Raw genomic sequence first — 21,902 nt, 5'->3', positions numbered from 1 at the left:
GCTCATGCTGCTCCTGAGCATCGGCGAGGCGCGCGCCGAACTCGATTTGCGCGCCAATGAACGGCCATTGCCGGTAACGCGAGATGATAACGCGGTGAGTAAAATCCCGCCGAACTACCGTTTTGTGGAGCCTGGTGTGCTAACGGTGGCGATTTCGGCGTTAAATTCGCCGCCGCTGGCGCTGTTGGCCAGCGACAACCGCACGCGTATCGGCAGCGACCCGGACATTGCCCGTTTGCTGGCGGGTAGTCTGGGGTTGAAACTGAAACTGGTGCCAACGGCCTGGGAGGACTGGCCTTTGGGGATCGCGTCAGGGCGTTACGATGTGGCGTTGATTAACATCGCGGTGACCGAGAAGCGTAAAGAAAAGTTCGATTTCGCCACCTACCGCGTTGACTCGCTGGCCTTCTCGGTGAAATCAACCAGTGAGATTACCCATATCGCTAATGCAGAGGATCTGTCAGGACGTAAAGTCATTGTCGGTTCTGGCACCAACCAGGAGCGGATCCTGCTGGGGTGGAATGCGGAAAACGAAGCAGCGGGAAGGCGACCGGCATTACCGGTATACCTTACCGACGATGCCTCCGGCAATTTGTATATTCAGTCGGGCAGGGCGGACGTCTTTTTTGGCCCGCAGTCGGTGGCCTCTTATAAGGCGGCATTAAACGGGAAAACCAAAGTTGTCGGGCTCGGTCCCAAAAAAGCCTGGGTGGCAACCACCACTAAAAAAGGCAATGGGCTGGTATACGCGCTGCAGGCGGCGCTGAATGGCGCGATCGCTCGCGGCGAATATCAGCAGGTGCTCGCGCGCTGGGGGGAACAGGGGGAGGAAGTCAGGCAATCGGAGGTCAATCCGCCGGGGATAACCTATTGATGCAATGATTATTCATAACCAGGGATTGCTATACTCATGGCTACATCGTGTGTCTTTTTAATGGATTAATCACTGTGGCCGAAAACCAACTCTTACTGGAGCAACGCTGGCAGCATCATCGTGAGCCCGCGTTGCTCGCCGCTTCCGGCGGCGCTATCGACACCATCAGCTTCATCACCTTGTTTGGCCTGTTTACCGCCCACGTCACGGGAAACCTGGTGGTGGCGGGGGCGGCCCTGGCCACCAACAGCGAAGGTATTTTATCGAAACTGCTCGCCATACCTGTTTTTATGCTGGCGGTGGCGATCGTTACGCTGGTTATCAAACGTCGAAAAATTATCACGCCGCGCTTCCTTGGCGGCTTGTTCGTTGTCGAGATCCTGCTGTTGCTGCTTTTTGGCCTGTTGGGGCTGCTGTGGCAGCCCTTTGTCGGCGCGGATAGCGCGACCGCGTTAATTACCGGGATGGCAGGCGTAATGGCGATGGGGGTGAGGAATGCAACCACCCGTTTATTATTACCCACCACCAGCCCGAGTACGATGATGACCGGCAACGTTACGCAGTTAACCATCGATGTGGTGAACTGGTGTCAGGCGCCCAACCGCGAGAATAGAGAGAAAATCAAAAAATCGGGGGCTTCGGTGCTAGGTTTTCTGCTGGGCGCAGGGCTCGGAGCGCTGGGTTACATCCTGGCGGGCTTTTACTCGGTACTTATTCCGGTGGTACTGGTGGCCATCGTCGCCTGGCGCGAATTCAGCGCCGCGCGGAATTAGTGCTACGCTAAAAGTTTTCTGCCTGGGAGCTGACGATGATGAAATTGTATGGTGTGCCGGGGTGGGGCTCGGCAATAAGCGAGATGATGTTGACCTTGGCCAACATCCCTTATCAATTTATCAATGTCGATGGCTTTGACCAGCCAGGCGCGCAGCGAGAGAAACTGCTGGCGATCAACCCCTTGTGTCAGGTGCCTACTTTGCTGCTGGCTGATGGCAGCGTAATGACGGAGTCGGCGGCGATCGCGCTGATGATCCTTGACGAGCGCCCGGATCTGGCGCCGCCAGCCGGTACGCCACGGCGCCGGCAGTTTCAACGTTTGCTGATCTGGCTGGTGGCTAACGTTTATCCTACCTTCACCTATGCCGACTATCCCGAACGCTGGACAGCCTCAGCGCCTGACGAACTGCGTGAGAGCTGTCAGCAATACCGCAAATCACTCTATCTCTGGCTGGAACAGCAGCTGGCTGCCGAACCTTACGCATTAGGCGGGAATATCACGCTGTTGGATTGCTATATTGCCGCGATGTACAGCTGGGGGCCGCGGCGCGAGTGGTTTGCCGCGCATACGCCAAAGTTTGCCGCTGTGGCGCAGGCGGTTTATCGCCGTGCGGAGCTGCAGCAGGTACTGCGTGACAATAATCTTCTCTAAGGCACAAATCGTGACTTGCATCAGGAAACCTGTGATAGTTTTAAATTCCCAATAATAAGGAGCCTGCTATGCCACATGTTGATATTAAATGTTTTCCCCGTGAACTGAGCGAAGAGCAAAAAAATGCGCTGGCTGCGGAAATCACTGAAGTTCTGATCCGCCATCTTAGTACAAAAGACAGTTCAGTTAGCGTTGCGCTCAATCAGGTGCAGCAGAGCGACTGGCAGCAGGTATGGGATAATGAAATCGCGCCGCAGATGGATTCTTTGATTAAGAAACCGGGATACCGAATGTAAAAGACCGGCCGCCGTTAGCGCATTTTCGTCACGCTAAATAGACTACCATCGGCCGAGGTCAATTTTACTTGAGCGAAAGATATGCCACTTTATTGATCTAGATCAATAAAAGTGGCTTTTTTTTGATTTCCATACCTTTCATTAATTTACCTTTTGTAAAGTAATCGGCCATTTAAGAATAATCCTAATCAACATAAATAACTGATAATATTAAACTATATAGTGTATTGCGCTTCGTATGTATTTAAATGTAGTTTTATGTTTTGATTATTATGCATATCAAAATTGTTTAGGCGATTGCTGATTTGCCATGTAACCTGCCTTTGAAATGATGATTTTTATCATGGAGAGATGAATGATAATAGGTAGTGCGTTACTTGGTTACCAATTAGAGGATGATTTTTTTTACTTCTTGAAGTACCGGGAAATAGCTACTGTAAGTGGTAATAGAAAAAACATCCGTCTACGAAAAACGATGGCCTGTTTAATTGAGTATTTATTTGAACATGGTCTTGAAAGAATGGTTAGTGATGAAGAGTTGATGGTGCATGTCTGGGAGAAAAATGATTTAAGGCCTTCATCACAACGTTTATGGCAAGTGATGCAAAATTTACGTCGGATCCTGAAGGATATCGGCATCGAACAAGATATTATATTACGCGTTAAGACTCAGGGTTATTATATCAATAGTCATTACGTTACGAGTGTTTATTCGGTAAGAACTCATAAACCATTCTGCCAGAATAATGATGCGACCGTTCAGCTTTGTGAGCTATCCGAGCTAAATTAATAGCCATAGGGTCTGCCGTATTCAAGGTATGCCTGTCGTTTTCATGTTAAGGTTATAAAATTGAAGGTGATAATTAATAGTAAGGATATTTGGTTCCGACTGGGCGTGGAACACTGTCTGCAACAGATAGCTTCTGACGATAATGAGATCGATTACGCTGTGTTGGATTTTTGTAATCATTCTATACAGCAAGCGGATCTCATTATATTGCCGTTACATGGCTATCAAGATTACAAGCATATTTATGCGCTATCTCAATTTTATCAGGGCATGATTCTGGGTGTGAGCACCTCCAGAAACGTTCACTCACGGCGGCTTTTATTTCGCCAAAATATATTATGGGTAAGCAGTCGTGAAACCATAGTCAATGTTCAAAAATTATTGTTAACGATCAAACATCGGCAATTATATCATCATGATGGTCAACCGGATTTTAGTGTAATGAAGGCAAAAGATGGGGCTCCGCTCAGCGAAAGAGAAATGATGATTATTGATCATGTCGCCAAAGGCACTCCGGTGAACGCCATTGCCAGAGCGTTGGGACTGCGGGTAAAAACCATTTATGCGCATTTAGATAAAATTAAAGCAAACTTTAACCTTAAAGGTGGAAGTCACTTTCATCGCTTCATGATAAGCCCGCCGTCTTATCACTTACTCTAAAAGATGCTGAAAGGGAATGACGGCAGAGTTGCCGTCGTTCTGTTAATTATGTGGCGTATTCGCCTGCACGTGACGGCCGCTGGCGACAAAATTGCCGGTACCGAGGTGGTGAATAGTGTTGAGTTTGTCATCATCAAACTGCCAGCGCCCGCTGGTGAAGGCTCGCTCATCGGCCGCGGCGGCAACCACTTCGCCAAACAGCGTATCGTATTGCTCTTGTGCCGCGGTGGCGGGGAGCAAACGGCATTCCATCCACGCCAGGCATTTCTCTTCAATTAACGGTAGCCCCAGTTCGGGCCCATTCACCACCGGGATACCGTAAGCATTGAACTTATCTTCATCACGCCCGCTCACGCTGCCGACCGCATAGACCCAACTGGCGGCGGCCACGCCCGGCACCACAATGCCAAAGGCGCCGTTACGCTCAATGATCTCGCGCGTCCAGGTACTTTTATCCACCACGATAGCCACTCGCGGCGGGGCAAATTCAACCGGCATCGACCAGGCGGCGGACATCACGTTGCGGCGTCCGGATTGCGCATCATAACTGGTGATCATAATGGTCGGGCCGTGGTTGAGCAGGCGGCTGGCGTACTGAAGTTCCACGTGGCGAAAACGGCTCATAAGCGTTCCTTGGTGAGTGGGCGAATGCCTGTAAGTAGTTTATTCACAATACAAAAGTAATCAATACGTCAACCGCGACGTAAATGAGATCTCAGCGGGCGCGATCGCACAAAATACGCCGTGGCGTGGCAAAAATACGCTATAAATGTCGGACACCAAAAACTGGAGGCGTTGATGACCCCATTTTTAAGCGCGTATTTTACTCGTCTGGCCTGGACGGGAACCCCCGATGTTTCCATAGACACCCTGCGGGAATTGCATAGCCATCACAATAGCGCGATCCCGTTTGAGAACCTGGATGTATTGTTGCCGCGTGAAATCCATCTTGACGATCGCGCGCTGGAAGAGAAGTTAATCACCGCCCGCCGCGGCGGCTACTGCTTTGAACAGAACGGGCTTTTGCAGCGGGCGTTAAGCGAGATCGGTTTTTCGGTTCGCAGCCTGCTGGGGCGCGTGGTGTTGGCTAATCCGCCGCAAATGCCGCCGCGTACCCATCGCTTGCTGCTGGTAGAGGTCGAAGGCGAACGCTGGATTGCCGACGTCGGCTTCGGCGGCCAGACGCTGACCGCGCCGATTAAGCTACTGGCCGATATTCCGCAGCATACACCGCATGGTGTATATCGACTGGTGCGCGAAGGCGATGAGTGGACACTGCAGTTCAATCATCATGAACACTGGCAGTCGATGTACCATTTTGATCTGGGGCGGCAGTATGCTTCTGATTATGTGATGGGCAACTTCTGGTCGGCGCACTGGCCGCAGTCCCATTTTCGTCACCATCTGCTGATGTGTCGTCATCTGCCGGACGGCGGGAAAATGACGCTGACCAATTTCCATTTTACCCACTGGGACAAGAACCACGTGGTGGAGAAGGTGGATCTTGCGGACGTGTCGGCGCTGTATGAAGCGCTGCAAACCCGCTTCGGATTAGGTGTAGACGACCCAAAACACGGGTTCAGCGAAGCCGCGCTGGCAGCGGTGATGGCGGCGTTCGATACCCATCCGGAAGCCGGGAAGTAACGCTGATGACGACGGCGAAGAAAGCGCAGTTTCGCCGTTGTAGGCCGGATAAGGCGTAGCCGCCATCCGGCGTAAAGGCTGGAGCCGGGGCTGATGAATATGACCCGGAGTTGGCGCAGGCGTCTCGTCCGGGCTATCCCGCAGGCAGCAGTCGTCGTAGGCCGGATAAGGCGTAGCCGCCATCCGGCATAAAGGCTGGAGCCGGGGCTGATGAATATGACCCGGAGTCGGCGCAGGCGCCTCGTCCGGGTTATTGGTAAACGGGCATGGCTGGGGGCGCCAGCGCTCAGCGCCGGGAACGCACCACCTGGTAGCGGCGGGTGAAATACTCTATCGGCGCGCTCCAGACGTGAACCAGCCGAGTGAACGGGAAGATAAGGAAGATAGTCATCCCCAACACCAGATGGACGCGATACACCCACGCGACGCCGTCCAGATGCGCTGATGCGTCGCCGTGGAAGGTGACCACCGCCTGCGCCCAATCCACCAGTTTGAGCATTTCGCTGCCGTCCGGATGCTGGGCTGAGAACGGTATAGTCGTTAGCCCCAGCGCGCACTGAATCAGCAGAATGCACAGGATCAGGATATCCGCGGTGGTGGAGGTGGCGCGAATACGCGGGTTGGTCAGACGGCGCGCCAGCAGGCCAATGCCGCCGACCAGGGTCAGCACGCCGCAGACGCCGCCCAGCACCATCGCCATCACCTGTTTCTGCGACATCGGCAGGAACCATGAATAGACCCAGTGCGGCGTTAGCATCCCGAAGAAGTGGCCGAAGAAGATGCCGAGGATGCCGATATGGAATAAGTTCGACCACAGCACCATGCCCCGTTTATCGAGCATCTGGCTGGATGACGCGCGCCAGGTATACTGCCCGTAATCGTAGCGCAGCCAACTGCCCACCAGGAACACGGTACCGCAGAGGTAAGGGTAGATATCGTAAAAGAAGACGTTTAAGTACTGTATCATTTCGGGCCTCCGGCGCGGATGTCGACGTACTGCGGCGCCACATCCTGGCTAAAGCGTCGTTGATAAGCTTGCATTGGCGAGCTATCGCAAGCGGTTGCATTATCTTCAATAAACTTCACCTGTTCCTCTTCCCACACCGCATCCAGCGCCTGGCGGGTGTCGTCACGCTTCTCACTCGCTACCTGCCTGGTGACACTGTCACTATTGAGTGGGCTATCCGCCAGCGCAAGAAGGGTGTCAAAGAGTTGATAGTAATCGCATTCGCGCTGCTTTAAGCGTCCACCGAGCAACGCCAGAATAGGCGCGACGTTCTGCAGTCCTTCACGGGCATCGGCTAATGGGAGAATGCTGAGGTATTCAAGATATAAAGGCAGGTGGTCCGGTAGTTCGCGACAATCGATCTGCAGGCCCGCCTGTTCATACTGGTTCATCAGATCGACCATCGCCTGGCCGCGGTCACGCGATTCGGCGTGTACGTGTTCAAACAGCAGCAGCGAGGTGGCGCGACCACGCTCAAACACCTCACACCATTCGGCCTGACGGTCGAGCAGCGGCGCCGCCAGTAATCGCCTAACAAACGGCGTCAGGGCAGGCGCATCGGCGCTGACCAGCGCCAGCGCCTCCTCGCGGTTATCCCACAGCGCGTCGTCGGGATACTCCAGCAACAGAGCAATGACTTTGAGGATCCGCATTACTCGCCCTCCCCATGTCGACGTACGTCTCCTACATCAATCGCGTCGATGCGCCGACTGTTGAACAGATTGAATTTAGTATCAGAACCATGGCAACCATCGCCAAAAGTAAAGCCGCAGCCGTTGCGTTCGGGGAAGGCGTCCTCAGCCAGTTCGCGGTGACTGGTGGGGATCACGAAGCGGTCTTCGTAATTAGCGATCGCCAGGTAGCGATACATCTCTTCCACCTGCTCGACGCTAAGACCCACTTCTTCAATGGCGCGTGTATCGGTCACGCCTTCAACGGTTTGCGAGCGTTTGTAATGGCGCATCGCCATCATGCGTTTTAACGCGCGCAGGACCGGGCCGGTATCGCCGGCGCTCAGCAGGTTCGCCAGATACTGTACCGGTATACGCAGGCTTTCTACCGCCGGCAGAATGTTGCCGTTGCTCGGCAGGCCGCCGGCGTCCGCGACTGACTGAATCGGCGACAGCGGCGGCACGTACCAGACCATCGGTAAGGTGCGATATTCCGGGTGCAGAGGTAGCGCCAGCTTCCAGTCCATCGCCAGTTTATACACCGGTGATTTCTGCGCCGCTTCAATCACGTTATGCGGAATACCCTGTTTCAAGGCCTCTTCGATGACCGCCGGATCGTTAGGGTTAAGGAACACATCGCACTGGCGCTCGTAGAGGTCGGTTTCATGCTCGGTGCTGGCCGCTTCTTCGATGCGGTCCGCGTCGTACAGCAGTACGCCGAGATAGCGGATACGGCCGACGCAGGTTTCGGAGCACACCGTCGGTTGCCCGGACTCAATGCGCGGATAGCAGAAGATGCATTTTTCCGATTTGCCGCTCTTCCAGTTAAAGTAGATTTTTTTATACGGACAACCGCTGATGCACATCCGCCAGCCGCGGCATTTATCCTGGTCGATCAGCACGATACCGTCTTCTTCGCGCTTGTAGATGGCGCCGCTTGGGCAGGTCGCCACGCAGCTCGGATTGAGGCAATGTTCGCAAAGACGCGGCAGATACATCATGAAGGTGTTTTCAAACTGGCCGTACATCTCCTTTTGCATCGCTTCGAAGTTACGGTCTTTGGCGCGTTTTTCAAACTCGCCGCCGAGTAACTCCTCCCAGTTTGGCCCCCAGGTGATCTTATCCATCCGTTCGCCGCTAATCAGCGAACGCGGGCGGGCGGTAGGCAAGTATTTGCCCTCCGGCGCGTTGTGCAGGTGCTGATAATCGTAGGTAAAGGGTTCGTAATAATCGTCAATCTGCGGCAGTACCGGGTTGGCGAAAATCTTCGACAACACGCTGACGCGGTTGCCCAGACGCGGAGTGAGCTTGCCGCTGATACCGCGGATCCAGCCGCCTTGCCACTCGTCCTGATCTTCCCAGTTTTTGGGGTAACCGATACCAGGCTTGGTTTCCACGTTGTTGAACCACGCATATTCCATCCCTTCGCGGCTGCTCCACACGTTTTTACAGGTGACGGAGCAGGTATGGCAGCCGATGCATTTATCCAGATTCAGCACCATTCCGACTTGTGAACGTATTTTCATTTCTTCGCCTCCTGTACCTGGTCACGACCTTCGCCATCCAGCCAGTCAATGTTTTTCATTTTGCGGATCATAATGAACTCGTCGCGGTTGGAACCGACGGTGCCGTAGTAGTTAAAGCCGTAAGCCAGTTGGGCGTAGCCGCCAATCATATGCGTGGGTTTTGGACAGACGCGGGTGACGGAGTTGTGGATACCGCCGCGACGACCGGTCACTTCCGAACCTGGGATATTCATAATGCGTTCCTGGGCGTGATACATCATGGTCATGCCCGGCGGCACGCGCTGGCTTACCACCGCACGCGCGGTGAGGGCGCCGTTGGCGTTGAAGGCTTCAATCCAGTCGTTATCTTCAATCCCCAGTTCTTTTGCGTCGGTTTCGCTTAGCCAGACGATAGGCCCGCCGCGCGACAACGTCAGCATCAGCAGGTTTTCGCTATAGGTAGAGTGGATACCCCATTTCTGATGCGGAGTCAGGAAGTTCAGCGCTTTTTCCGGGAAGCCGTTTGGCGGCACATCTTTCATCTGGCTGACGCTGCGCGTATCAATCGGTGGTCGATAAGTCACCAGACTCTCGCCGAAGGCGCGCATCCAGGGATGATCCTGATACAGCTGTTGCCGCCCGGAGAGGGTGCGCCACGGGATCAGTTCGTGAACGTTGGTATAACCGGCATTATAAGAGACATGTTCGCTTTCCAGACCGGACCACGTTGGGCTGGAGATGATCTTCCGCGGCTGCGCCTGAATATCGCGGAAGCGGATTTTCTCATCCTCTTTATTCAGCGCCAGATGGGTGTGGTCGCGGCCGGTAAATTCTCCCAGCGCTTGCCAGGCTTTCACCGCCACCTGGCCATTGGTTTCCGGCGCCAGGCTCAAGATGACTTCACTGGCGTCGATCGCGCTGTCGATGCGCGGGCGGCCTTTGGCCGGACCGTCGGGCTTGACGTAGTTGAGTTTACCGAGGAAGTCGACTTCGTTTTGCGTATTCCACGAAATGCCTTTACCGCCGTTGCCGAGCTTATCGAGTAACGGCCCCAGCGAGGTGAAGCGCTCCCAGGTGGCCGGGTAGTCACGTTCAACCAGCGCAATTGACGGCGCGGTTTTGCCTGGAATGAGATCGCATTCGCCCTTGCGCCAGTCGAGGACATCAAACGGCTGTGATAGCTCCGCCGGAGAGTCATGCTGCAGCGGAACCAGTACCACATCGGTCTCTTTATCAAGATGGCCGACGCACACTTCAGAGAAACTTTTCGCAATGTCCTTGTAGATTTCCCAATCGCTTTTCGCCTCCCAGGCCGGATCGACGGCGGCGGAAAGCGGGTGGATAAACGGGTGCATATCCGAGGTGTTCATATCGTCTTTTTCATACCAGGTGGCGGTCGGCAAGACGATATCGGAGAACAGGCAGGTACTGGACATACGGAAATCGAGGGTCACCAGCAGATCGAGCTTGCCCTCAATCGCCGCGGTCTGCCAGTCGACTTCCTCCGGCTTCACGTCAGAGGAGGAGCCAAACTCCTCGCCCTGAATACCGTTATCGGTACCGAGCAGATACTTGAGCATGTACTCATGGCCCTTACCGGACGATCCCAACAGGTTCGAACGCCAGATAAACAGGTTGCGCGGGTGGTTGTTGCCGCTATCCGGCTGCTCGGCGGCAAAGCGAATATCGCCTGTTTTTAACGACTGGACGGTGAAATCGGCCGGGGATAGCCCGGCGGCGTCGGCCTGCTGCTTGATGCTCAGCGGGTTAACGTTAAGCTGCGGCGCGGAGGGCAGCCATCCCATGCGTTCGGCGCGAACGTTGAAGTCAATCATATGGCCGCTGAATTTGCTGGTGTCGGCCAGCGGCGACAGCAGCTCCTGAGCGGTTAGTTTTTCGTAGCGCCACTGGCTGGCATGGTTGTAGAAATAGGAGGTACTGTTCATCTGCCGCGGCGGACGAGTCCAGTCCAGCGCGAACGCCAGCGGCAGCCAGCCGGTCTGCGGGCGCAGTTTCTCCTGGCCGACATAGTGCGACCAGCCGCCGCCGCTCTGGCCGACGCAGCCGCAGAACACCAGCATGTTGATCATTCCGCGGTAGTTCATATCCATGTGGTACCAGTGGTTCACACCGGCGCCGAGGATAATCATCGAACGACCATGGGTTTTATGCGCCGTATCGGCGAACTCGCGGGCGATTTGTTCGATATGTTGACGCGGTACGCCGGTGATCTGCTCGGCCCATGCCGGGGTATAGGCTTTGACATCCGCGAAGTCACGCGCGGTGTTGGCATCGTCAAGGCCGCGATCCAGACCGTAGTTAGCCAGCACCAGGTCATACACGCTCACTACCAGAGCGTTTTCTCCACTGGCTAGCGGCAGTTGTTTAGCAGGCAGTTGATGAAGCGTTATCGGCTCCTGCTTCACGCTGCGGAAATGCGGGTTTTCGTTGCCGCCGAAATAGGGGAAGCCCACCGACACCACGCTATCGTGCATATCCAACAGCGATAGTTTTAATTCGACGTCCCGGCCGTTAGCCCGTTGTTCGAGATTCCATTTGCCTTTTTCGCCCCAACGAAAGCCGATGGAGCCGTTCGGCGCGACCAGTTCGCCGTCAGCGTTATAGGCGACGGTTTTCCATTCCGGGTTATTACTTTCTCCCAGCCCGTCAAGCAGGTCGGCGGCGCGCAGCATACGGCCAGGCGCATAGTTGCCGTCGTCACGACGGTCGAGCATCACCAGCATCGGCATATCGGTATAGGTACGGCAGTAGTTGAGAAAGTAATCGCTCGGATTATCGAGGTGGAAAGTTTTGAGGATCACGTGGCCCATCGCCATCGCCAGCGCGCTGTCGGTACCTTGCTTCGGCGCCAGCCACTGGTCGCAGAGCTTGGCGACTTCCGAATAATCCGGAGTAATGGCGATGGTTTTGGTGCCCTTGTAGCGCACTTCGGTGAAGAAGTGGGCGTCCGGGGTTCGGGTCTGCGGGACGTTTGAACCCCAGGCAATTATGTAGCTGGAGTTGTACCAATCGGCGGATTCCGGCACGTCGGTCTGTTCACCCCAGGTCATCGGCGAAGCGGGCGGTAAATCGCAGTACCAGTCATAAAAGCTCAGGCAGGTGCCGCCGATCAACGATAAATAGCGGGTACCCGCGGCGTAGGAAACCATCGACATCGCCGGGATCGGCGAAAAGCCCGCGACGCGGTCCGGACCGTAGTTTTTGATGGTCCAGACGTTGGCTGCGGCGATCAGTTGATTTAACTCTTTCCAACTGGAGCGAACAAAGCCGCCTTTACCGCGGACTTGTTTGTAGCTGCGGGTTTTCAGCGGGTCCTGCATGATGCTATCCCAGGCCAGTACCGGGTCGGGATGCTGCGCCAGGGCTTCGCGCCACAGCTCAATCAGCCGTTTGCGCGCCAGCGGGTACTTCAGGCGGTTGGCGCTGTAGAGATACCAGGAGTAGCTGGCGCCGCGCGGACAGCCGCGCGGTTCGTGATTTGGCAGGTCCGGTCGGGTGCGCGGATAATCGGTCTGCTGGGTTTCCCAGGTGACCAGGCCGTTTTTGACATAAATTTTCCAGCTGCAGGAGCCAGTACAGTTCACCCCATGCGTGGAGCGGACAATTTTGTCGAATTGCCAGCGTTGCCGGTAGCTATCTTCCCAGTCACGGTTATTGTCGTAGACCTGACCGTGGCCGTTGGCGAAGGTTTCGCGTTTCTGCTTAAAGTAGCGAAAGCGATCCAGTAATTTACTCATGACATTTCTCCTGCTCCGCTAATGTCCGGCATCGTGCCATCCGGTAAATAGGTCGTTATGGTTGTGCTGGTTTACGGCGGCCGTAGACCAGCCAGGTCACCAGCACGCACACCACATAGAAGACAAAAAAGACTTTCATCGCGCCTACCGGCGAGCCGGTCATGGCCAGAGAGGTACCGAAGGCTTTTGGAATAAAGAAGCCGCCGATGGCGCCGATAGCGGCGATAAAACCGAGCGCGGCGGCGGTATCGGTCACCGCTTCGTGCTGGGCCTGTTCGTCGCTGCCGCCGCGCTTTTTCACACTGTCGATGGTGAGCTGGCGGAAGATCACGGCGATCATCTGGAAGGTGGATCCGCTACCGAGACCGGCGGTTAGGAACAGGCCCATAAACACCACATAGAAAGCGAGGAAGCTGCCGGAACCGGAGCCCGGCAGGGTGAGGAAAAGCAGGCCGGTAAAGACCGCCATCAGAACGAAGTTGACCAGCGTCACCCGCACGCCGCCCAGACGGTCGGAAATGATGCCGCCGAAGGAGCGCGCCAGCGCGCCGATAAACGGGCCGAAGAAGGCCAGTTTCAGGATATCGACATCCGGAAACTGGGTTTTCGCCAGCATCGCGAAGCCGGCGGAGAAGCCAATAAACGAGCCGAAGGTGGCCAGATACAGCAGACTTAGCAGCCACATATGCGGGCGCTTCAACACCGGTAGCTGATCGCGAATCGAGGCTTTAGAACTGGCAATATCGTTCATGCCGAACCACGCGAAAACGGTGGCGATGACCAGTAGCGGCACCCAAAGCAGCGGTGAGTTGCCGAGCCACAGCATGGCGCCGCCCGGTTGCTCAACGCCGCGGACGCCCAGAAAGGTAAAAATCGGCAGAAAGATAAAAATGGGGGAGACCAGCTGCATCACGCTGACCCCGAGATTGCCGAGCCCGCCGTTAATCCCTAACGCGCTGCCTTGTTTGGCTTTGGGGAAGAAGAAGCTGATATTGCCCATACTGGAGGCGAAGTTGGCGCCGGCAAAACCGCAAAGTAACGAAATAGCGATAAATACCCAGTACGGGGTAGTTGGATTTTGTACTGCCAACCCCAGCCATAAACAGGGAATCACCAGAATAACCGTGCTAATAACCGTCCAGTAGCGCCCACCCATTATAGGTACCATAAAGGAGTAGGGTACGCGTAATATTGCGCCAGAAAGCGAAGGTAGCGCCGTTAATAAAAAAAGCTGGTCGGTAGTGAAATTAAAACCCACTTTATTGAGATTGACCGCAACCGCGCTAAATAACATCCAGACGCAGAAGGCGAGTAACAGACAAAATACGGAAATCCATAAGTTCCTGCGTGCAATGGCTTTTCCTTTATTTTCCCAGAAGGCGTCATTTTCTGGTCGCCAATCCTTTAAAAGATAATGATTCTTTTTATCACCTTCTATCGACATAACACCCTCACTAAAGCGTACGAGATCAAAAGGATAAATAAAAAAACAGCTGAAGCTGTGCAGGCTGGAATTAAGGCTCAGCTGTTTTTAATAATTGTATTGTTTGAGAATAGATAAGATTCGAGACGTGAAAGAATTCACACCGGCAATGAAGGGTGGTCAATTGTTACTAAATGTAACCTAAGCTTGAGGCAGCTCTAGCGCTATGTAATGTGTTAAATAACGAGTAAACGCTGCATCGTCAATCGCTTGCATCCCCAGCGCGTAAATGCCATCCAGCCCGCAAACCAGGGCAATCAGACGCCAGGCGATATTTTCTGCTGTATCCTGCGGCTTAAATTCACCGGCGTCGGCGCCGCGATTAATCGCCGTTACCGTTTCGTCATGCCACATGCTCATGGTAAGCAGATACGCGGCCTTAATTTCCTCATCGCTATCGGACAAAATCTGCGCTTCCCGCCACAAGCGGATATAGGGCTCTAGACGGCCATCTTCGCTGCCGAGTAATGAAAACAGGCGTTCGCTCCAGGAGGCGTCATCGGTCAACAACTGGATATCGAGCATTTCGCGGATCAAGCGGACAAAGGCCTGCGCTTTTAGCTCGCCGGTCGAGGCAAAATGATGATGTAACTGACCTGCGGCGACGCCGGCCTCGCTGGCTATCTGGCGCACGGTCATGGCGCTGAATCCGCCGTTTAGCGCCACCCGCATGGCGGCCTGCATGATAACTTCCCGACGCGCTTCCCGATTTAAGTAGTGCATAGCGACCCGTGACAAAAAGGTGATAGGGCGATGGTAACAAAAAGTTGGACAGACGTTCAACAATCCGGCAGGATCGCAATCCTGGACGCGTGTCCAATTTCGAAAATTGAGGAAAAGTAGTATGTCTCGGCAATGGTTAACGCTGATGGCGATTTTGCTGGTTTATATCCCGGTAGCAATTGACGCAACGGTGCTGCATGTGGCCGCCCCGACGCTCAGCGTCGCGCTTGGCACCAGCGGCAATGAGCTACTGTGGATCATTGATATCTATTCGTTGGTGATGGCCGGTATGGTGCTGCCGATGGGCGCATTAGGCGATAAAATCGGCTTTAAGCGCTTGCTGCTGCTCGGTAGCGCCATTTTCGGCATCGCTTCGCTGTGCGCCGCGCTGTCGCCGTCGGCGATAACGCTGATTATCTCCCGGGCGCTGCTGGCGGTTGGCGCGGCGATGATCGTGCCGGCGACGCTTGCCGGGATCCGCGGCACTTTCGCCGAAGCCAGCCAACGTAACATGGCGCTGGGATTATGGGCCGCCGTGGGCTCCGGCGGCGCGGCATTTGGCCCGCTGGTGGGCGGCATGCTGCTGGAACACTTCTATTGGGGATCTGTTTTCCTGATCAACGTGCCAATCGTGCTGCTGGTCATCGCCATCAACGCTAAGGTCGTGCCCCGTCAGCCCGCACGCCGCGAGCAGCCGCTGAATCTGCCGCAGGCGCTGATCCTGATTGCGGCCATTCTGATGCTGGTATTTAGCGCTAAGTCAGCGTTAAAGGGGCAACTGGCGCTGTGGTTGATTGCGCTGGTGGCCATCGGCGGCGCGACTATGCTGACCTGGTTTGTCCGCAAGCAGCTGTCGATGCCCACGCCGATGGTGGATATGCGTCTCTTCACCCACCGCATTATTTTGAGCGGGGTGATGATGGCGATGACCGCGCTCATTACGCTGGTCGGTTTTGAATTGCTGATGGCGCAGGAGCTGCAGTTCGTACATCAGAAAACGCCGTTTGAGGCCGGGCTGTTTATGCTACCGGTGATGGTCGCCAGCGGCTTTAGCGGGCCGATTGCCGGAATGCTGGTGTCGAAACTGGGGCTGCGGCAGGTGGCGACCGGCGGTATGTTGCTGAGCGCGTTGAGTTTCCTGGGTCTGTCGATGACCGACTTCAGCACGCAACAGTGGCAGGCGTGGGGGTTAATGACGCTGCTGGGCTTTAGCGCCGCCAGCGCGCTACTGGCGTCAACGTCGGCGATCATGGCGGCGGCGCCGAAAGAAAAGGCTTCGGCGGCAGGCGCCATTGAGACCATGGCCTATGAACTGGGCGCGGGGCTCGGTATTGCGCTGTTCGGCCTGATCCTGACCCGCAGCTACAGTTCGGCGATTGAACTGCCTGCCGGGATTGGCGGTGAAGCAGCGGTACAGGCCTCATCGTCCATCGGCGAGGCGATGAAGGTCGCGCAATCCCTACCTGCGATACCGGCGGATTCACTAATCGCGGCGGCGAAAACCGCATTCATCAGCGCTCACAGCATTTCTCTGGCAACGGCTGGCGTTCTGCTGTTGTTACTGGCGCTGGGGATCTGGCGCGGGCTGGCCAATACGCCGGCGCCACGGTAATGTCATAGCTGAAGAGAAAGCTCCATCGCCGCGCGACGTAGCGGCGCCAGGGCTTTCTCCTTCAGCGCCGCGGCGCTCATCGAAGAGGCGGGAACGCCAACGTTGAGCGCTGCCACCACCTGGCCGCTGCGCGACAGCAGCGGTACCGCGAGCGAGCATAATCCAACTTCAATTTGTCGGTCCGCCAGCGCATAGCCCTGCATGCGAACTTTGGCGATTTCCGCGCGCAATGCCGTGGGGTCGCACAGGGTATACGGGGTATAGCGCATAAGATGTGCTCGTGACAGTGTCACTTCAAGTTGTTCTTCTGGCAGCGCGCTCAGCAATACCCGTCCCATTGAAGTCGTCCATGCCGGGAGGCGGCTGCCGCGCCCCAGATCGACGCTCAGTAAGTTATTGACCGCCGCGCGGGCGATATACAGCACGTTGTCGCCATCAAGGGTGGCGGCGGAGCAGCTTTCACCTAACGTCTTACCAAGATTGTCCAGCGCCGTCTGCGCCACCTTCGCCAGCGGGGTTCCCGCCAGATAGGCATGGCCCACTGCCAGCACGCGCGGCAGCAGTTCATAGCTGCGGCCGTCCGGGCTGTGCACCATCCCCAGCGCCGCCAGGGTATACAGGCAGCGGCGCACCGCCGCGCGGGAAATTTGCGTTTTTTGACTTAACTGCGAAATGGTCAGCCGCTGGCGCTGCGGAGTAAAAGCATTGAGCACTTCCAGCCCGCGGGCGAGAGACAGCATAAAATTGGGGTCGTGCTCGGCCTGCCTGGCGCTCAGCGTAGTGTGGGTATTGTCGCTCATTGCATCTTTCTCCGTTGCAACTAAAAGCTCACGGGGCATCACTATACCGCGCGCAAACCAGGGCGCGCCGAATTGTGCCTGTTTTACCACCTCGATCACATTATTAACCGCAATTTAACAAGCGTACCGATAATCGCACAACATTTCGATTATCGCCGTTGACCATCCGCCAGGCTGGACCCTATTGTCAAAGCACAGACATCCCCGTTATGGATGTGGGTACAAAAAGTTATGCATCTTTCAGGAACAAAAAATGACTGCGACCGTAGAACGCATTGAGAGCTGGTTAGTGGATGTACCGACTATCCGGCCACATAAATTATCGATGACCACCATGGGCTGCCAGACGCTGGTCATCGTGCGCATTACCCGTTCCGATGGCGTATGCGGTATCGGTGAAGCGACGACCATCGGCGGACTGAGCTACGGCGTCGAGAGCCCGGAGGCTATCTCATCGGCCTTGACCCACTATCTGACGCCGCTGCTGAAAGGGCAGCCGGCGGATAACCTGAATGTGCTTACGGCGCGGATGAATAGCGCCATTAAAGGCAATACCTTTGCAAAGTCTGCCATTGAAACCGCCCTCCTTGATGCCCAGGGCAAAGCTTTAGGGCTACCGGTTTCGGCGCTGCTCGGCGGCGCGTTGCAAACGTCGTTGCCGGTGTTGTGGACGTTAGCCAGCGGCGATACCGCAAAAGATATTGCCGAAGGGGAAAAGCTGTTAGCCGAGCGCCGTCATCAGGCATTCAAGCTGAAGATTGGCGCGCGGGAATTAGCCACCGACCTCCGCCATACCCGCGCCATTGTCGAAGCCTTAGGCGATCGCGCCAGCATTCGCGTTGACGTTAACCAGGCCTGGGATGCCGCAACCGGCGCGAAAGGCTGCCGCGAGCTGGCGGCGATGGGGGTCGATCTCATCGAACAGCCGGTGAGCGCACAGGATAATGCCGCACTGGTGCGCCTGAGCCAGCAAATCGAGACCGCAATTCTGGCGGATGAAGCGGTCGCGACCGCTTACGATGGTTACCAACTGGCGCAGCAGGGCTTTACCGGCGCTTACGCGCTGAAAATCGCCAAGGCGGGCGGGCCGAATAGCGTGCTGGCGCTGGCCCGCGTCGCGCAGGCAGCGGGGGTTGGCCTGTATGGCGGCACGATGCTGGAAGGGACCGTGGGGACCGTCGCTTCTCTGCACGCCTGGTCGACATTGTCGCTGCAGTGGGGAACCGAGATGTTCGGCCCGCTGCTACTCAAAGACGATATCGTCAGCGTACCGCTGACCTTTGCCGACGGTCAGGTGGTGTTGCCGCAAACGCCAGGGCTAGGTGTGGAGCTGGATGAAGACAAGCTGCGCTTCTATTCCCGTAAAGCATAACAGGAGAAAATAATGCTATTTAAAGTTGATATGACCGTTAATATTCCGATCGGTTTTCCCGCCGCCGAGGCGGATGAAATTAAACAACGCGAAAAAGCTTATTCGCAACAATTACAACGTGAAGGCAAATGGCGACATATCTGGCGCGTCGCCGGTCTTTACGCCAATGTCAGCATTTTCGATGTAAAAGATGCCGAAGAGTTGCATCAAATTTTAATGGGATTGCCGTTATATCCATTTATGGATATTCGCGTAGAGGCGCTGTGCCGTCATCCCTCGTCTATTCGTGAAGACGATAGCTAATAATAATAACCCATGACCTCATGCCGGGCTCACCCGGCAAATATCCTACAACGATAAGAGAGAATAATTATGAGTAATGCTTTCGTACAACAAGAAGCCGTGCAGAAATTATTACGTGAAGGCGCGGGGTTAAATGTTCCTGGCGGCAACGAACGCTTTAAAGCCATTGTCCACCGTTTGCTGGAAAATATCTGCACGCTGATCGATGACTATAACGTTACAGAAGAAGAGTTCTGGCACGCGGTAAACTATTTGCACGAGCTGGGTGGGCGCCAGGAGGCGGCGCTGCTGGCGGCAGGGCTAGGCCTTGAGCATTTCCTCGACCTGCGTCAGGACGCTATCGACGCGGCGGCACACCGTGAAACCGGCACCCCGCGCACCATCGAAGGGCCGCTGTATGTAGCCAATGCGCCGCTGGCCGACAGCCATGCCCGCATGGATGATGGCACCGATGCCGGCGAAGTGATGTGGCTGCACGGCCAGGTTAAAGATAGCCAGGGCCAGCCGATCGCTAATGCCATCGTTGATATCTGGCATGCCAATACTCTGGGTAATTATTCGTTCTTCGATCAGAGTCAGAGCGATTACAACCTGCGTCGTCGTATCCGCACCGGTGCCGATGGCCGTTACAGCGTACGCAGCATCATGCCGTCAGGCTACGGTTGTCCGCCGGATGGACCGACGCAGAAACTGCTGGACCAACTGGGTCGCCACGGCAACCGTCCGGCGCATATTCACTTCTTCGTCTCCGCGCCGGGCCATAAACATCTGACCAGCCAGATCAACCTCAGCGGCGACAAATACCTGTGGGATGATTTTGCCTTTGCCACCCGCGATGGTCTGATTGCCGACCCGGTGAAAGTGAGCGACCGCGAGACGATTGCACAGCGTGAACTGGACGGAGAACACACCGAAGTGCGCTTTGATTTCACCCTCTGTAAAGCGCTGAGCCCCGACGAAGAGCACCGCGGCACCCGTCTGCGCGCCAAAGAGTAATCTGCTTTAGCGGCCCCGGCTACGCTGCTGGCCCGGGCCGCGCTCTGCACCCGATAGTCACCACATTCGCCAAATATCTTTAATCCTGAATCCTGCAGGAGGAGTTAACTCATGCAAAAAACGCTATCAGCGCTTAAAGACAAAATTAACAACGCGTTAATTGTCGACCGTGAAAATCATATTTACCGTTGCCACCGTTCTATATTTACCGATCAGCAGTTATTTGATTTTGAAATGAAACATATCTTCGAAGGTAATTGGGTTTTTCTTGCCCATGAAAGTCAAATTGCCGAACCGGGAGACTATTATACCCTGACGCTGGGACGGCAGCCGGTTATTATTACTCGCGATAAAAAGAATGAATTACATGCATTAATTAATAGCTGTGCCCACCGTGGCGCCATGTTATGCCGACGCAAAACCGGGAATAAAAATTCGTTTACCTGTCCGTTCCACGGCTGGACCTTCAGCAATAACGGTAAATTATTAAAAGCCAAAGATGAGAGCACCGGCGCCTATCCCGATACCTTCAAACATGAAGGGTCTCACGATTTGCAAAAACTGCCGCGTTTTCAGTCTTACCGCGGCTTCTTATTCGGTAGCCTCAATGCGGACGTGCAGCCGCTGGAGGAGTATCTCGGCGAAACCCGCAAAATCATCGATCTGATCGTCGATCAGGCGCCGGAAGGGCTGGAAGTGCTGAAGGGCTCGTCGAGCTATGTTTACGAAGGCAACTGGAAGCTGGGCGCGGAGAACGGCGCCGATGGTTATCATGTCAGCGTGGTGCACTGGAACTACGCCTCTACCATGTCACGCCGCAACTATGAAGCGGAAGGGACGCATGCGGTTGACGCCAACGGTTGGTCAAAGAGCGTCGGCGGCGGCTACGGTTTTGACAATGGTCACATGTTGCTGTGGACCCGGGCGCTGAACCCGGAAGTGCGCCCGGTCTATGCCCACCGCGAGCGTCTGCAGGCGGAGTTCGGTGAACTGCGCGCCGACCAGATGGTTAACGAAACCCGCAACCTGTGCCTTTATCCCAACGTCTACCTGATGGATCAGTTCTCTACCCAGATCCGCGTGATCCGCCCGATTGCGGTCGATAAAACCGAAGTCACAATCTGGTGTTTTGCGCCGAAAGGGGAATCCGACCAGGCGCGGGCGTTACGCATCCGCCAGTACGAGGATTTCTTTAACGTCAGCGGAATGGGGACGCCGGACGATCTGGAAGAGTTCAGCGCCTGTCAGCGCGGCTATCTTGGCGAAAATCTGCCATGGAGCGACCTCAGCCGCGGCGCGCTACGTTGGGTCGACGGCCCGGATGAACACGCCAGGCACGCGGGCTTTACGCCGCGGCTAAGCGGGGTGAAATCGGAAGATGAAGCGCTGTATATCGCTCATCACCACCACTGGCAAACGGTCATGCTGGCGGCGCTGGAACAGGAACAGCAGCGTTACGACCAGTCCATTACCCAGCGCGTGGAGGTGGCCTGATGTTGAATATCGAACAAGTTCGCCAGTTTCTCTATTACGAAGCCCGTCTGTTAGATGACCGTCAGTGGGATGAGTGGCTGAGCTGTTACAGCCCGCAGGTGGTCTACTGGATGCCGGCATGGGGCGACGATGACCAACTGACGCGCGACCCGCAAAAAGAGATTTCCCTTATCTACTACCCCAACCGGGAAGGACTGGAGGATCGTGTCTACCGTATTAAAACCGAGCGTTCCGGCGCCAGCACGCCGGAACCGCGCACCACGCACATTATCAGCAATGTCGAGCTGATGGGCGAAAGCGATGAGGGGCTTGCGGTGCGCTACAACTGGGTTACGTGGAGCCATCGCTATCAACACACGGATGCCTATTTTGGCTCTACCTGCTGCACGCTAATTGAGCAGGACGGCAGGCCGCAGATCGTACGTAAAACGGTACGCCTGAATAACGACTATATCCGTCAGGTTATCGACGTTTACCACATTTAAGAGG

20 protein-coding genes and 1 pseudogene are annotated in these 21,902 nt (G+C 55.4%); 13 read left to right on the top strand and 8 right to left on the bottom strand.

The features are described 5' to 3' along the window. Positions 1-4: 4 nt before the first annotated feature. The 6 genes from ABLV17_RS23510 (at position 5) to ABLV17_RS23485 (ending at position 4,046) form a co-directional block, all read left to right on the top strand. The gene (locus ABLV17_RS23510; RefSeq protein WP_113373291.1) at positions 5-874 is read left to right on the top strand and encodes an ABC transporter substrate-binding protein; all 870 of its coding nucleotides are present in this window, start codon (positions 5-7) and stop codon (positions 872-874) included. 74 nt (positions 875-948) lie between these two features. Then, a complete protein-coding gene (locus ABLV17_RS23505; RefSeq protein ID WP_047080862.1) occupies positions 949-1,647 on the top strand; it encodes a YoaK family protein in 699 nt (232 codons plus the stop codon). A gap of 35 nt (positions 1,648-1,682) precedes the next feature. Next, entirely contained in the window at positions 1,683-2,300 is a 618-nt protein-coding gene (locus ABLV17_RS23500) for a glutathione S-transferase (RefSeq protein WP_308958665.1), read from the top strand. Between the two features lie 68 nt (positions 2,301-2,368). Continuing rightward, complete coding sequence (pptA, locus tag ABLV17_RS23495; RefSeq protein WP_015366439.1) at positions 2,369-2,596, top strand: tautomerase PptA; 228 nt, start codon at positions 2,369-2,371, stop codon at positions 2,594-2,596. Between the two features lie 355 nt (positions 2,597-2,951). Beyond that, complete coding sequence (locus ABLV17_RS23490; protein ID WP_015705537.1) at positions 2,952-3,386, top strand: winged helix-turn-helix domain-containing protein; 435 nt, start codon at positions 2,952-2,954, stop codon at positions 3,384-3,386. A 66-nt stretch (positions 3,387-3,452) separates the two neighbouring features. Next, complete coding sequence (locus ABLV17_RS23485) at positions 3,453-4,046, top strand: LuxR C-terminal-related transcriptional regulator (RefSeq protein WP_308958672.1); 594 nt, start codon at positions 3,453-3,455, stop codon at positions 4,044-4,046. Between the two features lie 42 nt (positions 4,047-4,088). Here the strand turns inward: ABLV17_RS23485 and ABLV17_RS23480 are convergent, their stop codons facing one another. After that, positions 4,089-4,670 carry a flavin reductase family protein gene (locus ABLV17_RS23480; RefSeq protein WP_213316149.1) on the bottom strand — a complete coding sequence of 194 codons (582 nt, stop codon included), beginning with the start codon at positions 4,668-4,670 and terminating at the stop codon, positions 4,089-4,091. A gap of 174 nt (positions 4,671-4,844) precedes the next feature. Between ABLV17_RS23480 and nhoA the strand changes: the two genes are divergently transcribed. Next, on the top strand, positions 4,845-5,690 hold the full coding sequence (nhoA, locus tag ABLV17_RS23475; protein WP_308958664.1) for an N-hydroxyarylamine O-acetyltransferase: 846 nt from the start codon (positions 4,845-4,847) through the stop codon (positions 5,688-5,690). Between the two features lie 286 nt (positions 5,691-5,976). Here nhoA and narI read toward each other — a convergent pair whose 3' ends face one another. From narI to ABLV17_RS23445, 6 genes are all read right to left on the bottom strand, one after another. Then, the gene (gene narI, locus ABLV17_RS23470) at positions 5,977-6,657 is read right to left on the bottom strand and encodes a respiratory nitrate reductase subunit gamma (RefSeq protein WP_308958663.1); all 681 of its coding nucleotides are present in this window, start codon (positions 6,655-6,657) and stop codon (positions 5,977-5,979) included. Further along, positions 6,654-7,349: a nitrate reductase molybdenum cofactor assembly chaperone gene (narW, locus tag ABLV17_RS23465; RefSeq protein WP_015705535.1), complete on the bottom strand. Its 696-nt coding sequence runs from the start codon at positions 7,347-7,349 to the stop codon at positions 6,654-6,656. Before narW ends, narI begins: the two co-directional genes overlap by 4 nt. Beyond that, complete coding sequence (gene narH / locus ABLV17_RS23460) at positions 7,349-8,893, bottom strand: nitrate reductase subunit beta (RefSeq protein WP_047080849.1); 1,545 nt, start codon at positions 8,891-8,893, stop codon at positions 7,349-7,351. The genes narW and narH overlap by 1 nt, the downstream gene beginning before the upstream one ends. Beyond that, a complete protein-coding gene (locus ABLV17_RS23455) occupies positions 8,890-12,630 on the bottom strand; it encodes a nitrate reductase subunit alpha (RefSeq protein ID WP_348854715.1) in 3,741 nt (1,246 codons plus the stop codon). The genes narH and ABLV17_RS23455 overlap by 4 nt, the downstream gene beginning before the upstream one ends. 55 nt (positions 12,631-12,685) lie before the next feature. After that, positions 12,686-14,074 (bottom strand): NarK family nitrate/nitrite MFS transporter, encoded by a 1,389-nt coding sequence (locus ABLV17_RS23450; protein WP_213793974.1) that lies wholly within the window; start codon positions 14,072-14,074, stop codon positions 12,686-12,688. Between the two features lie 180 nt (positions 14,075-14,254). Further along, positions 14,255-14,836, bottom strand: a complete 582-nt coding sequence (locus ABLV17_RS23445) for a TetR family transcriptional regulator (protein ID WP_087859567.1) — start codon at positions 14,834-14,836, stop codon at positions 14,255-14,257. Positions 14,837-14,957: 121 nt separating this feature from the next. On the opposite strand from ABLV17_RS23445, the gene ABLV17_RS23440 reads away from it, so the two are divergent. Then, a complete protein-coding gene (locus ABLV17_RS23440; protein ID WP_348854713.1) occupies positions 14,958-16,448 on the top strand; it encodes an MFS transporter in 1,491 nt (496 codons plus the stop codon). Between the two features lie 2 nt (positions 16,449-16,450). On the opposite strand, the gene ABLV17_RS23435 is transcribed toward ABLV17_RS23440, so the two are convergent. After that, positions 16,451-17,287, bottom strand: coding sequence for an IclR family transcriptional regulator C-terminal domain-containing protein (locus tag ABLV17_RS23435; protein ID WP_162750138.1), 837 nt, complete (start codon positions 17,285-17,287; stop codon positions 16,451-16,453). Between the two features lie 170 nt (positions 17,288-17,457). On the opposite strand from ABLV17_RS23435, the pseudogene ABLV17_RS23430 reads away from it, so the two are divergent. The 5 genes and pseudogenes from ABLV17_RS23430 (at position 17,458) to benB (ending at position 21,898) form a co-directional block, all read left to right on the top strand. After that, positions 17,458-18,620, top strand: a pseudogene (locus ABLV17_RS23430) (muconate cycloisomerase family protein). A 12-nt stretch (positions 18,621-18,632) separates the two neighbouring features. Further along, positions 18,633-18,923: a muconolactone Delta-isomerase gene (catC, locus tag ABLV17_RS23425; protein WP_015366454.1), complete on the top strand. Its 291-nt coding sequence runs from the start codon at positions 18,633-18,635 to the stop codon at positions 18,921-18,923. 69 nt (positions 18,924-18,992) lie between these two features. Then, complete coding sequence (gene catA / locus ABLV17_RS23420) at positions 18,993-19,919, top strand: catechol 1,2-dioxygenase (RefSeq protein WP_348854712.1); 927 nt, start codon at positions 18,993-18,995, stop codon at positions 19,917-19,919. A gap of 111 nt (positions 19,920-20,030) precedes the next feature. Then, complete coding sequence (locus ABLV17_RS23415) at positions 20,031-21,413, top strand: Rieske 2Fe-2S domain-containing protein (protein WP_348854711.1); 1,383 nt, start codon at positions 20,031-20,033, stop codon at positions 21,411-21,413. Then, positions 21,413-21,898, top strand: coding sequence for a benzoate 1,2-dioxygenase small subunit (gene benB / locus ABLV17_RS23410; RefSeq protein WP_087859573.1), 486 nt, complete (start codon positions 21,413-21,415; stop codon positions 21,896-21,898). The genes ABLV17_RS23415 and benB overlap by 1 nt, the downstream gene beginning before the upstream one ends. Positions 21,899-21,902: the final 4 nt, after the last annotated feature.

The organism is Klebsiella sp. CN_Kp091 (genome assembly GCF_040065095.1).
GTDB classification, from domain to species: domain Bacteria; phylum Pseudomonadota; class Gammaproteobacteria; order Enterobacterales; family Enterobacteriaceae; genus Klebsiella; species Klebsiella aerogenes.
The sequence above is the reverse complement of the archived record's forward strand: the minus strand, read 5'-3'. Positions and strand labels throughout refer to the sequence as shown.